Source organism: Methylobacterium sp. Leaf111 (genome assembly GCF_001423285.1).
Taxonomy (GTDB): Bacteria; Pseudomonadota; Alphaproteobacteria; order Rhizobiales; family Beijerinckiaceae; genus Methylobacterium.
In genome coordinates, this window is the sequence record NZ_LMNE01000036.1 from 1 (window position 1) to 12,229 (window position 12,229).

11 protein-coding genes are annotated in these 12,229 nt (G+C 70.8%); 2 read left to right on the top strand and 9 right to left on the bottom strand.

Annotation, left to right across the window (positions count from 1 at the left end):
- The first annotated feature begins 115 nt into the window (after nucleotides 1-115).
- Both ASF41_RS25805 and ASF41_RS16485 read left to right on the top strand, forming a co-directional pair.
- Nucleotides 116-922 carry a helix-turn-helix domain-containing protein gene (locus ASF41_RS25805; RefSeq protein WP_210166994.1) on the top strand — a complete coding sequence of 269 codons (807 nt, stop codon included), beginning with the start codon at nucleotides 116-118 and terminating at the stop codon, nucleotides 920-922.
- A gap of 524 nt (nucleotides 923-1,446) precedes the next feature.
- Complete coding sequence (locus tag ASF41_RS16485) at nucleotides 1,447-2,307, top strand: SGNH/GDSL hydrolase family protein (RefSeq protein ID WP_244472574.1); 861 nt, start codon at nucleotides 1,447-1,449, stop codon at nucleotides 2,305-2,307.
- Nucleotides 2,308-2,451: 144 nt separating this feature from the next.
- Here ASF41_RS16485 and ASF41_RS16490 read toward each other — a convergent pair whose 3' ends face one another.
- From ASF41_RS16490 to ASF41_RS16530, 9 genes are all read right to left on the bottom strand, one after another.
- Nucleotides 2,452-3,261, bottom strand: a complete 810-nt coding sequence (locus ASF41_RS16490; RefSeq protein WP_056274898.1) for an MBL fold metallo-hydrolase — start codon at nucleotides 3,259-3,261, stop codon at nucleotides 2,452-2,454.
- A gap of 72 nt (nucleotides 3,262-3,333) precedes the next feature.
- The gene (locus ASF41_RS16495) at nucleotides 3,334-4,113 is read right to left on the bottom strand and encodes a TatD family hydrolase (protein ID WP_056275081.1); all 780 of its coding nucleotides are present in this window, start codon (nucleotides 4,111-4,113) and stop codon (nucleotides 3,334-3,336) included.
- A 74-nt stretch (nucleotides 4,114-4,187) separates the two neighbouring features.
- Entirely contained in the window at nucleotides 4,188-5,762 is a 1,575-nt protein-coding gene (gene metG, locus ASF41_RS16500; RefSeq protein WP_056274901.1) for a methionine--tRNA ligase, read from the bottom strand.
- A gap of 91 nt (nucleotides 5,763-5,853) precedes the next feature.
- A complete protein-coding gene (locus ASF41_RS16505; protein WP_056222243.1) occupies nucleotides 5,854-6,918 on the bottom strand; it encodes a DNA polymerase III subunit delta' in 1,065 nt (354 codons plus the stop codon).
- Entirely contained in the window at nucleotides 6,908-7,639 is a 732-nt protein-coding gene (tmk, locus tag ASF41_RS16510) for a dTMP kinase (RefSeq protein ID WP_056222144.1), read from the bottom strand. The genes ASF41_RS16505 and tmk overlap by 11 nt, the downstream gene beginning before the upstream one ends.
- Entirely contained in the window at nucleotides 7,636-8,862 is a 1,227-nt protein-coding gene (locus ASF41_RS16515; RefSeq protein WP_056222141.1) for a D-alanyl-D-alanine carboxypeptidase family protein, read from the bottom strand. The genes tmk and ASF41_RS16515 overlap by 4 nt, the downstream gene beginning before the upstream one ends.
- 169 nt (nucleotides 8,863-9,031) lie before the next feature.
- Nucleotides 9,032-10,534 (bottom strand): septal ring lytic transglycosylase RlpA family protein, encoded by a 1,503-nt coding sequence (locus tag ASF41_RS16520; RefSeq protein ID WP_056495076.1) that lies wholly within the window; start codon nucleotides 10,532-10,534, stop codon nucleotides 9,032-9,034.
- Between the two features lie 370 nt (nucleotides 10,535-10,904).
- A complete protein-coding gene (locus ASF41_RS16525; RefSeq protein ID WP_056495079.1) occupies nucleotides 10,905-11,231 on the bottom strand; it encodes a ribbon-helix-helix domain-containing protein in 327 nt (108 codons plus the stop codon).
- On the bottom strand, nucleotides 11,215-11,853 hold the full coding sequence (locus ASF41_RS16530) for a ParA family protein (protein ID WP_056222129.1): 639 nt from the start codon (nucleotides 11,851-11,853) through the stop codon (nucleotides 11,215-11,217). Before ASF41_RS16530 ends, ASF41_RS16525 begins: the two co-directional genes overlap by 17 nt.
- Nucleotides 11,854-12,229: the final 376 nt, after the last annotated feature.

Below are 12,229 nucleotides of genomic sequence, written 5' to 3' on the forward strand. Positions count from 1 at the left end.
AGAGCGTGAAGGAGATGCCACTGCGCATCCCGCCAGACTCGCAGGACAGGCCTCAAACCGAAACCCCACGCGGACTCAACCGTCAGACCTTAACCACTAGAACGTCCCGAATGATTTGCGCCCTGAGGACTACAGCTTTGCGGCCGAGAGACCGGCCTTTGAGGGCCTTGTAGGCGAGCTGACGACAGATGCCGCGGCTCTTGAGGTACGTGTTAAGGGAGCTGCCCCGCGAAATAAGGACCGAACGCACCCGCGCATACTCAGCCTCATAGGCTTGCTCGGTATCGTGCAACACGATGTCCATGATAGGCTCCGACGATGTAGCCTAAATGGAAACACGCCTGTAGCCAATATGTCAACACCGCTTGATCAAGACCTATCGGTTCCGCCTAGCGCGGAGGCTCAGAAGCTAAATGCTGCCGACGTCCTTGATAGGATGAAAGAGGTGTATGGAGTTGATACAGATACTGCACTAGCCGATGCGCTGCATACCACTAGACAAAATGTATCAAAGTGGAGATCGCGTAATTCCATCCCGTATGCTGAGGCGGTAGCCGCCTCATACATGCGGAACGTTTCTATAGATTATATTCTGACGGGTCGTGGCAGCAGAGAACGAGGGCAGGGGGCAGCTCCAGAACTTGATATAAAGCTTCTCCGAGCGATACTTCTCAGTCTTCTGGCCTTCGACCGCATCAAAATCATAGGCGGAGATACAGTTTCCGAATTGAATGAAATGGCTAAAGCCATAGCGTTCCAATACAAGCGGGCAGCTGAGGCGGCTCAACACCTTCAGCAAAACGACGGCCTGGATGCCGAGGCAGCCCGGGCTGTAGCCGTCGCGGTAACCGAGCTCATCTCCTCCGACGGGACTTTGTTCGGACCACGTCTCAACCCTGTTGATCAAAGCACGGACGATTGAGCGCCCGGTAGCGGCTAGGGTCCGCAATAAGGTCCGCAATCAACAATCGCTTGACGACGGGGTCCGCAAGAACGTGAGTGATTTCAGGGTGTTACGTATAATTGGCAACCGCTCTCCTTGTAGCCGAGGGCCCGCAATGCTGCTGGCACAAGCCTCTCTATCTGCACGCTTTTTCACGTTCGCCGCCAATTATTGATGACAAGCACGCCGCCAACTTGGCCGCGCCGCCCCAAGACCCCGTCCCAGACCCCATGAACGCCGTTCGCATAAGATATATTATGGAACCAAAACCCGTCGAACCGGGGCAGGGGCCTCCCGCGACGAAGGGTTCACCCATTCCCGACACCGCGTATTCATGCAATCTCCACACGGGCGATTCACGTCGTTGCCAGTTCTTGGGCGCGCAGCGACCGCCAGGGGTGCTAAACCGCTGGCGGATGTCACAATTCCTCCTCATAATACATGATACCGGGCACCAGCCGAGCGGATGCCCGTCCGAATCGATCCTCTCCGAAGCGAATGCGATGCCGATCCTTGCACGCCCCTCCGCTGCCCTGAGCCTGGTCTTGCTGGCCGTCGGATCCGTTTCGCTCGCCACCGGCGCGCCGGCGCGCGCGCAGGCCGAGCCGCAGCGCACCGCCCTGGTGCAGCCGCCCCAGGCCGCGGCGATGGAGACGGCCCGACCGATCGTCCGGACGGCGATCCCGCGCCGGGCGCTGGCCCGCCTGCCCCGTCTCGCCGGCCTGATCGCCCAGGGCCAGGCCGTCCGCATCGTGGCCTTCGGCTCGTCCTCGACCGAGGGCTCCGGCGCCTCCTCGCCGGCCACCACCTACCCGGCCCAGCTCCAGCGCGACCTCACGGCGCGGCTCGGGGCGATGGGCGCGGAGCATTCCGCCGTCACGGTGCTGAACCGGGGCAAGGGCGGCGACGATTCCGAGGCCATGGCCCGGCGGCTGGAGCGCGACGTGCTCGCCGACAAGCCGGACCTCGTGATCTGGCAGACCGGCAGCAACGACCCGATGAGCGGCGTCAGCGTCGCGCGCTTCGCCGAACTCACCCGCGCCGGCATCCTCGCCATGCGGGCCACCGGTGCCGACGTGGTCCTGATGGACCAGCAATGGTGCAAGAAGCTCTCGACCACCGCCGGGGCCGAGGCCTACGGCGCCGCCCTGCACGCCATCGCCACCGAGCTCAACGTGCCGGTGATCCGCCGCAACGCGATGATGCGCGCCTGGGCCGCCCAGGGGCTCCTGTCCCCGACCCAGATGATCGGTCCCGACGGCCTGCACATGACCGATGCGGGCTACGACCGCCTGGCCCGCGCCGCCACGGCGCAGCTCCTGGCCAATGCGGGCCTGCCGCAGGACGCCGGCACCCAGAACTGAGCCGAGGAGGGGATCGGGGGAGGCGGCGGACCGCCCTCCTCCCGGGAGTCCGTCCGGTTCATCCTGGCCGAGACGGACTGGCGATTCCTCGTCTCGCCGTTCGTCTTCTCGGGAGAACCGGTTTCCCCCGATCCCGGACGAACGCTAGAGATCCAGCGTGACGCTCAGCCCGTCATGGGCCGGCACGACGTTCGGCGGCAGCTTGGCGCTCAGCGTGGCGTAGTCGAGATCCGTGTGCAGGTTGGTCAGGATGGCCCGGCGCGGCCGCACCGTCTCGATCAGCGCCAGGGCATCCGAGACCGAGTAATGCGTCGGGTGCGGGGTGTCCCGCAGGGCATCGATGATCAGCAGGTCGAGGCCGTGCAGCCGCGCCTGCGACGCCGCCGGCATCAGGCTGACGTCGGGCGCGTAGGCCGCCGGGCCGAAGCGGAAGCCGAGGGCCGCCTCGTTGCCGTGCTCCAGGCCGAAGGGCAGGGCCGTGATCGCCCCGCCCGGCCCCTCCACCACCGTCGATTCCCCGTCCGCCAGGTCGTGCATGTCGAGGATCGGCGGATACTCGCTGCCGGGGGGCGTCTCGAAGCAGTAGCCGAACCGCGCCTCCAGCAGGCGGCGCGTGCGGGCGTCGGCGAAGACCGGGATGCGCCGGCGCATGTGGATGACCAGGGGCCGCACGTCGTCGATGCCGTGGGTGTGGTCGGCATGGGCATGGGTGAACAGCACCGCGTCGAGGCGCTGGACCGCCGCGCCGAGCAGCTGCTCGCGCAGGTCCGGCGAGGTGTCGACGAGGAGGGTGGTGGCTCCTGCCGGGCCGCCGTCCTGCCGCTCCACCAGGAGCGAGCAGCGCCGGCGCCGGTTCCGCGCCTCCTGCGGGTCGCAGGCGCCCCAGCCGTAGCCCACGCGGGGCACGCCCCCGGACGAGCCGCAGCCGAGGATCGTCAATCGCAATGCGCCCATCGGCACCTCCGCCCCCGTTGGTATCGGAGGGGGCGGGGGCCTGTCACGCCCGATCCGAGCCCCCTGCCCGGCTCAGGCCGCGGCCTTGTGGAACAGGCGGTGGAAATTGGCCGTCGTCAGCGCGGCGAAGTCCGAAAACTCCATCTCGAGGGTCTGGGCGAGGGCGCGGGCGGTGTCCGCCGTGTAGGCCGGCTCGTTGGTGCGGCCGCGATGGGGCTCGGGCGCCAGGAACGGGGCGTCGGTCTCCACCAGGAGGCGGTCGCGCGGGACCGACCGGGCGATCGCCCGCAGGTCGTGGGAGCGCCGGAAGGTGACGATGCCGGAGAAGGACACGCAGAAGCCGAGTTCGACGCCGACCTCGGCCAGGCGCGCCCCCGACGAGAAGCAGTGCAGAACGGCCGTGAAGGCGCCGCGCCCCATCTCGTCGACGAGGATCGCCTCCATCTCCGCATCGGCGTCGCGGGAATGGATCACCAGCGGCAGGCCGGTCTCGCGGGCGGCCGCGATGTGGCGGCGGAAGACCCGCTCCTGCACCGCCTCGGGGGCGGCGTTGTCGTAGTGGAAGTCGAGGCCCGCCTCGCCGATGCCGATGCAGCGGGGATGGTGCGTGCGCGCCACGATGGCCTCGGTCGGCACGTCGGGCTCATCGCCCGCCCCGTCCGGGTGGGTGCCGATGGTGTGCCAGATCTCGGGGTTGGCCTCCGACAGGGCTTCGTAGGTCCGGGCCTTGGCGATCCGCGTGGAGATCGTGACCATCCGGGTCACCCCGGCCGCGCGGGCGCGGGCGAGGACGTTGGGCAGATCCTCCGAAAAATTCGGAAAATCGAGGTGGCAGTGGCTGTCGACCAGCATGAGGCGAGGCTCGGAAAACGGTGGGGTGGGCAAGATGCCGTCGGACGAGACGCCGTCGGACGAGACGCCGTCGTTCACGCCGAAGACGCCTCCGGCTCCACGAAGCGCGGGAACAGGCCGACGGGGGCGGGGAGCGGCGTCCCCGGCACGAGGCGACCGCCCTCCCCCACATCGGCCAGCTGGCGCCGGTCCGCCGGCACGGCCAGGAGGTCGAGGAGCCGGGCGCCGGAGCCCGGCATGAAGGGCTGCACCAGGATGCCGATGGCCCGCAGGGTCTCGGCCACGACGGAGAGCGCCGCCGCCATCCGGGCCGGATCGGATTTGCGCAGGACCCAGGGCTTCTGCGCGTCGAAGTAGCGGTCGGCGGCGGTGATCACGGCCCAGATCTCGGCCAGCGCCGTGTGGAGGGCGAGCCGGTCCATGGCCGCCCGCACGGTGGCGGGCAAGGCGTCGGCCAGGGCCAGCAGGGCGCGGTCGTCCTCCGTGAGGACGCCGGGCTCGGGAACCGTGCCGCCGAGGTTCTTGGCGATCATCGAGAGGGAGCGCTGGGCGAGGTTGCCCAGCCCGTTGGAGAGGTCCGCCGTGTAGCGGGTGATGATCGCCTCGTGGCTGTAATTGCCGTCGCCGCCGAAGGGCACCTCGCGCAGCACGAAGTGGCGCACCGCGTCGACCCCGTAGGTCGCGATCAGGTCCATCGGGTCGACGACGTTGCCCAGCGACTTCGACATCTTCTCGCCCTTGGAGAGCAGGAAGCCGTGGCCGAAGACGCGCTTGGGCAGCGGCAGCCCCGCCGACATCAGGAAGGCCGGCCAGTACACCGCGTGGAAGCGGACGATGTCCTTGCCGATGACGTGCAGGTCCATCGGCCAGAACTTCGTCCGCGCGTCGGCCTGGTCGGGAAAGCCCGTGACGGTGAGGTAGTTCGTCAGGGCGTCGACCCAGACGTACATGACGTGGTCGGGGTGCCCGGGCACCGGCACGCCCCAGTCGAAATTCGTGCGGCTGACCGAGAAGTCCTTGAGGCCGGAGCGCACGAAGCTCGCCACCTCGTTGCGCCGGGTCTCGGGGCCGATGAAATCGGGCTCGGCCTCGTAGAGGGCGAGGAGCCGATCCTGGTAGGCCGAGAGCCGGAACAGGAAGTTCTCCTCCTCCATCCAGGTCACCGGCGTGCCGGTGGCCTTGGCCACGGGGACGCCGTCGGGTCCGGTCTCGAGTTCGTCCTCGGCGTAGTAGGCCTCGTCGCGCACCGAGTACCAGCCGGCATATTTCGACAGGTAGAGGTCGCCGTTGGCCTCCATCCGGCGCCACAACTCCTGGGCGGCCGCGTAATGGTCGGGCTCGGTGGTGCGGATGAAGCGGTCGTGGCTGCAATCCAGGGCCTCGGCCATGGCACGGAAGCGCGCGGACATGGCGTCGACGAGGTCCCGCGGGGTGATCCCGGCCTTGGCCGCCGTCTGCTGGATCTTGACGCCGTGCTCGTCGGTGCCGGTGGAGAACAACACCTCGTAGCCGTCGAGGCGCTTGAAGCGGGCGATCGCGTCCGTGGCGATCACCTCGTAGGCATGGCCGATATGCGGCGCGCCGTTGGGATAGGAGATCGCGGTGGAGAGACCGAAGGTCTTCGCGGTTGCCGGGTCGGTGGCGGTCACGTCGAGGGGTTCCCCGGATACAGGGTTCACAGGATCAGGCCCCGGAATCGGGTCCCGGGATCACAGGACGGCGGGAGACGACCAGGCCCCGTCAGGCGGCGTCGCGGAGCGCGCCCGCCAGGTCGCCGAACAGGGACAGGACCAGCGGCCGGCGGTCGAGATTGTAGGTCGCGGCCTCCCGCGCGGCGCGGGCGATCTTGTCACACACCTCGACCAGGGCCGCAAGGCGGGCGGGCGGCGCGTGCCGGCGCCGGTCGAGCTCGGCCGAGACGAAGCGGAACACCGTGTCGAGGCTGGCCGCGAAGAGGTCGTCGGAGTCCCGCCCGCTGAGCTTCTCGGCCAGGGCCAGGATGCGGCGCCAGTCCGGGTGGTCGAGGCGGGCCAGCAGGGTCTCGACCTCCGCGACGAGGCTGGCCCGGGCGGGATCGAGCAGGGCGACGGCCTCGGCGACCGAGCCCTCCGAGAGCTGCGCCGCCCGGGCGAGCGCCTCGGGGCCAGGCTGCACGAAGGGCGGCGCGAAGCCGCCGATCACCCGCGCCACCTCGGCCTCCGCGAGGGGGCGCAGGGTCAGGGCCCGGCAGCGCGAGCGGATGGTCGGCAGGAGCCGGCCCGGCGCGTGGCTGACGATGAGGAACAGGCAGCGGGGCGGGGGCTCCTCCACCATCTTCAGGAGCGCGTTGGCGCTGTTGGCGTTGAGGTCCTCGGCGCTGTCGACGATGCAGATGCGGTAGCCCGCATTGCCCGCGGTGGAGCCGAACAGCGCGAGGGCGCCGCGGGCCGCATCCACCGAGATCCGGGTCGCCAGGGTCTTGGCCTGGGGGGCCCGGGTCCGGCGCAGGGCCACGAGGTTGGGATGCGACAGGGCCGCGACCTGGCGCGCCGCCGGATGGTCCGGGTCGACGGCGAGACTCGCGGGCGCCCCCTGCGCCGCCGGATGGGCGATGAGCCAGCGGGCGACCCGGTAGGCCAGCGTCGCCTTGCCGATGCCGCGCGGGCCGCCGATGAGCCAGGCATGGTGCAGGCGCCCCGAGGCGATCGCCGCGACGAAGGCGGCCTCCGCCTCGGCATGGCCGACGAGATCGCTCTGCTCGCGCGGGCGCGGGACTTCCGTCAGGTCTCCGGGCTCGACGTCCTCGGGGGCGCGCTCAGGCCGCATCGCCGTGCTCCGTCCCGGGGCGGTCGTCGCTCCGGCCATGGCCGGCCCGCGCGGGCAGCAGCCCGGGCAGGCGCTCGGCCACCACGGCGCGGATCGCGGCCTCGACGGCATCGGCGGGCAGGGCGGCGTTGACGACGGCGCAGCGTCCGGGCTCCGCCGCCGCGATGGCGCGGAAGGCCGTGCGCAGGCGGGCATGGAAGGCCAGGGCCTCGGCCTCGAAGCGGTCGACCGCGCCCTCGGCACCCGCGGCGCGGCGCGCTTGCGCGCGGGCGAGCCCGAGCTCCGGCTCGCAGTCGAGGATCAGGGTCAGGTCGGGCCGGGTCGGGCCGACGACGACGCCCTCGAGGGCGACCAGCACATCCGGGTCCAGGCCGCCGGCCGCGCCCTGGTAGGCCCGGGTCGAATCGGCGAAGCGGTCGCAGAGCACGATCTCGCCCCGCCCCAGCGCCGGGCGGATCAGGGTGTCGAGGTGGTCGATCCGGGCGGCGGAGAACAGCAGGGCCTCGGCGAAGGGGCCGTAGGGCTTGGCCAGGCCCGCGAGCAGCGCCTCGCGGATCCGCTCGGCCTTGGGCGAGCCGCCGGGCTCGCGCGTCGTCAGCACGGGGCGGCCGGATTCGGCACGCAGATGCGCGGCGAGGCGGCGGATCTGCGTGGACTTGCCGGCCCCCTCCCCGCCCTCGAAGGTGATGAAGGTCCCTCCCCCCGTCCCGGGCGCCGTCACGATTTCGCGCCGGCCTTCTCGAACGCCTTGCGGAACAGGCCGGTGCCGACCTCCCAGGCCGCGTCGAGGGCCCGCTGCGGGAGCGTGCCGGCCTCCACCGTGTCGCCGGCATAGAGCGGCTGGTCGAGGGCCTGGGTGTCGCCGCGGGTGATGCGCAGGCGGCCGATCTCGCGCCCCTGCTCGACCGGGGCGACCAGGGGGCCCTGATAGACCACCCGGGCGGTGATCTTGTCGCCGGAGCCCCGCGGCAGCAGCACCCGCACGGCCTTCTTGGCGACGAGGGGCACGCTGCCCGCCGCGCCGCCGTAGACGGAGGCCTCCGCCACGGTCTCACCGGCGGTGAAGACCTGGCGCGGCTCGAAGGCGCGGAAGCCCCACTCCATCAGCTTGCGCGATTCCGCCGCCCGGTCTCGGGCGGTCTTCAGCCCGCTCACCACCATGATCAGGCGCTGCCCGTTCTGCACCGCCGAGCCGGTGAGGCCGTAGCCGGATTCCTCGAGGTAGCCGGTCTTCAGCCCGTCGGCGCCGAGATCGAGCGTCAGCAGCGGGTTGCGGTTCTGCTGCTTGATCTTGTTCCAGGTGAACTCGCGCTCGGCGAAGATCTTGTACAGGTCCGGGTAGGTCTCGATCAGGTGCAGGGCGAGCTTGGCAAGATCGCGGGCGGTCACCTTCTGGTCGGGGGCCGAGTAGCCGGTCGCGTTGCGGAAGGTCGAGCGCGTCAGGCCGATCTCCCGCGCCCGCGCCGTCATCATCCGCCCGAAATTCTCCTCCGAGCCGGCGATGCCCTCGCCGATGGCGATGGCCGCGTCGTTGCCCGACTGCACGATGAGGCCGCGCAGCAGGTCGGACAGCTTGATGCGGCTGTTGAGCTGCGCGAACATCGAGGAGCCGCCGCCCCCCGCTCCGCCCCGGCGCCAGGCGTCCTCGGTGATCTGGAACTCCGAGTCCATGGTCAGCCGGCCCTGCCGGATCTCGTTGAACACGATCTCGGTGGTCATCAGCTTGGCCATGCTGGCCGGGGAGAAGAGCTCGTCGGCCCCCTTCTCGAACAGCACCGAGCCGGAATCGGCATCGATCAGGATCGCGTGGGGCGCCGCCGTCTGGAAGCTCTGGGCCAGGGCGGAGCCCGCCGCGAACAGGCTCAGCGCCGCGGCCAGGACCAGCCCCGACACCGCCGCGCGGCCCGCTCCGTTCCGACCCGCGAGGAGCTCTCTCACACTCATACCCTGTCTCACGCCCTGCCTCACGCCGCCCCGTGCATCGCCCCCACGATCAAGCGTGACGTTACAGGTATTTGGCGCCGAGATCGAACCCAAATCACGTGTGGGTCCCCTCGCGCGTCGATGGGTCCCGACGGCCGCGGACGCGCCGCATGCCGCCTCGGCGGGCGTCTCAGCGGGCCTCGGCGAACTGGGCGCGGGTCCGGGCCGGCGCCTTGGCGGCGAGAGCCGTTCGCGCCGCGGGGGTCGCCTTGGCCGAGGGCGTCCCCTGGGCCAGACCGGCGGCCTTGCCGGCCGGCTTGCCGACCGGACCGGCCTTGGCGACCGCGACGGCCTTGGCGACCGCGACGGCCTTGGGCGCCGCCTTGACCTCCGAAGCCGTCCTGGCCTCCGAACCGGTCCTGGCGACCGCCATCCGGGCGACACCGGGCTGGTGGCCCGATCTCGGTCCGGCGGCCGACAGCCCGGCGGGAGCCGTCCGGGATGCGGGCGCCGGGGTCGCGGCGGCGAAGCGGGCGGTGGCGGCGCGGGGATCGCTCCTGGCCGGCGCCCCGCCGGCCTGGGCGACCGTCGCGAGCCCCTGCCCCAGCCCCTGGCCCTTGCCGGCCGGCGACGCGGCGGCGAGGCGGCTCGCGGTCGCGTGCGGCTCGGGCCGCGCCCCGGCGAGCCGCAGGGGCGGCGGGGTCAGGCTGAGGGGCGCGGGCCGGGCGGCGGCCAGGGTCTGGTGCGGCTCGGACGGGCTGTGCCGCACGGGCCGGAACCCCTCGGCCCGCAGAGCCGTCGGCTGCAGCGCGGCCGGGACCGCGACGGTGGCGGCGCTCGCCACCAGGATGGGGGCGGGCTTGGCCGGACGGGGCGCCGGCGCCGCCTCGGTCGCGGCGACCGGGGCGGCCTCGGCCGCGGGCTGGTCGTCGGCCTCCTTGAAGGCCAGGGCGGGGCGGCTCGCCCGGGCGAGGCGCTCGGCGGAGACCTGCGCCGTGTCCGGGCCGAGATCGGCCAGCATGACCGGCGAGGGGCCGTTGACGGCGGCGGGCCGGCCGTCGGTGCGCAGGGTGGCGAGGAGCTTGCGGTCGTCGCTGCCGGCGGTGGAGGCCTTGCCGGCATACTCGACGCGGACCCGTGCGGTGCCGCTGCGGCGGAATTCGAGCGCCTCGGCCACCTCCTCGGAGACGTCCATCAGGCGGTTGGCGTGATAGGGGCCGCGATCGTTCACCCGGACGATCATCGAGTGGCCGTTGGCGAGGTTGGTGACGCGGGCGTAGCTCGGCAGCGGCAGGGTCGGGTGCGCCGCGGCGATGGAGTGGCGGTCGAACACCTCGCCGTTGGCGGTCATGCGCCCGTGGAAGGCCGAGCCGTACCAGGAGGCCAGGCCCTCGCGGACATAGCCCTTGGCGTCCTCGCGCGGGACGTAGGTGCGCCCGGCCACCACGTAGGGCTTGCCCGAGAAGCGCCGGCCGCCCCCCTTCGGGATCACGTCGCCCTCGTTGTAGAGGCGCGGGCTGGCCTTGACGCCGTATTTCGGATCGAGGCTGGAGCCGGTTCCGGAGGCGCCCGCGAGCTTCTGCGGGGACTGCGCGCAGTTGGCCGTGGTGAGGGCCACGGCCGAGACCGCCAGCAGCCGCCAGAGCGGCAGCGGGGCCGGCCCCGGATGTCCCGGCTTCGTCGTACGCGCCATCGCGATGATCCGCCCCAGCCCCCGCCCCGATCCACAAAACATATTCGAGAGGGACCGCCGGCGGGCGAGAGCAGGACCGGACGAGCCCCCCGGGACCGGCGCCCTGCGCCCCTCCCGAGACGGATAAGATTGTCCGAATGCCGTAAAGGAAGGCTGAACGCAGGCCTGTCCCGGCGGGGGGACCGGGCCGGGGCCGGGACCGCGGGCCCGGACGGAGGCTCAGCCTGAGGATCGTCCGCCAAGCCTTTGCGGGATTGGGGAAAAATCGTGGTCCGATCGATCGCGGCCGCGGGCCGTCACGCACCGCACGAGGCTGATCCGAAACATTGGAAAGCCCCGACAAACTCTTGCTGGGGCTCTTCTTTCGTGCTCAGCGCCCGTCCGGCTCGTTGAGCTGGGCGATGGAGCGGGCGCCGCGCTGCTTGAACAGCAGATCCAGGGCCTCGAGCATCAGGCCGTGCATCTTGGCCCGCTCCGCATGGGCGATGTCGCGCAGCTGATCGTAGACTGGCGGCTCCAGGTAGACCGACATCTGACGGGCGCGCTGCTTCAGGGTGGCGGTGGGGCGCCGCAGCGGGGGCGCGCCCGTGTCGAGCTGGACGATTTCGGCGGTCTGCTGGGGGCCCTGGTGGGACTTGCCCGGCGGGGTCGAGGCGGCAACGATGGAGGCGAGACTCAGCTTAGGCGGCTTTGGCATGCTTGCTCACCTGCATGCGCTTCTCGATCCAGCTCCAGAGCTTGCGCACCTCGGAGGCGGCCTGGCCCTTCGGATTGAACTCGGTGACGCCCTGGCCGACGCCGATGGCGTCCTGGTGGTCGGTGCGGGCGACGATGTTCACGTCCGGCAGGATGCCGAGCACGGCGAGGCCGTCGGCGGCATCGCGGATGCGGTAGGAGCGGGGCGGGGTCTGGTTCAGCACGAAGGCGAACTTCTTCTCCAGCCGGTAGATCGCCGCGAGCGTCGGCTTGAAGGCGCGCAGGTCCGCCGGGGTCGGGCGGCACGGGATGACGCAGAGATCGGCCGCGCGGATCGCCGAGAGGGTGCCGGCGGAATCGACGCCGGGGGTGTCGATGAAGACGTAGTCGTAGGCGGAGTCGCGCAGCTGGGCCATTACGCCCTCGATCTGCGTCGCGTCGATCTGCGCCACTTCCGGGCCCTCGGCGGTGCGATGGTCGAGCCAGTCGCTGATCGTGGCCTGGCGGTCCATCTCGAGGATGCAGACCGAGAGGCCGCGCTCCTGGGCGGCGACCGCCAGGGAGATGCAGAGCGTGCTCTTGCCGCTGCCCCCCTTCTGGGTGACGAACGTGATGGCTTTCATCCTGGCATCCCTTCGCGAGCGTCGACGAGTTCGGGTGACGGTTGGGGGCGGACGGATCCGGCAGTCTGGATCGCCGGTGGACGGGGCGGTGGCCTTCCGTCCTGTGACCCAAGGATGCTGCGATCCCGGATGTCGCCGATCATGGTTAACCAACGGTTAAGCCCGGCGCGGCGGCGGAGATGTGGACAGGCAATTTCAGGTTGCCGGTCTCGCGTGGAATTCGGCCTGGGACCCTTTTCGCAGCGAATCTTCCGCTCTAGGTCGTGAACCCATAACGGGTGGCACGGTTTGGTCGGTGCGTCGTTGGTTTTCCATATGGAGGACCGAGGATGGCGCGGTTTGACCTGACGGATGCAGAGTGGGCGGTGATCGAGCC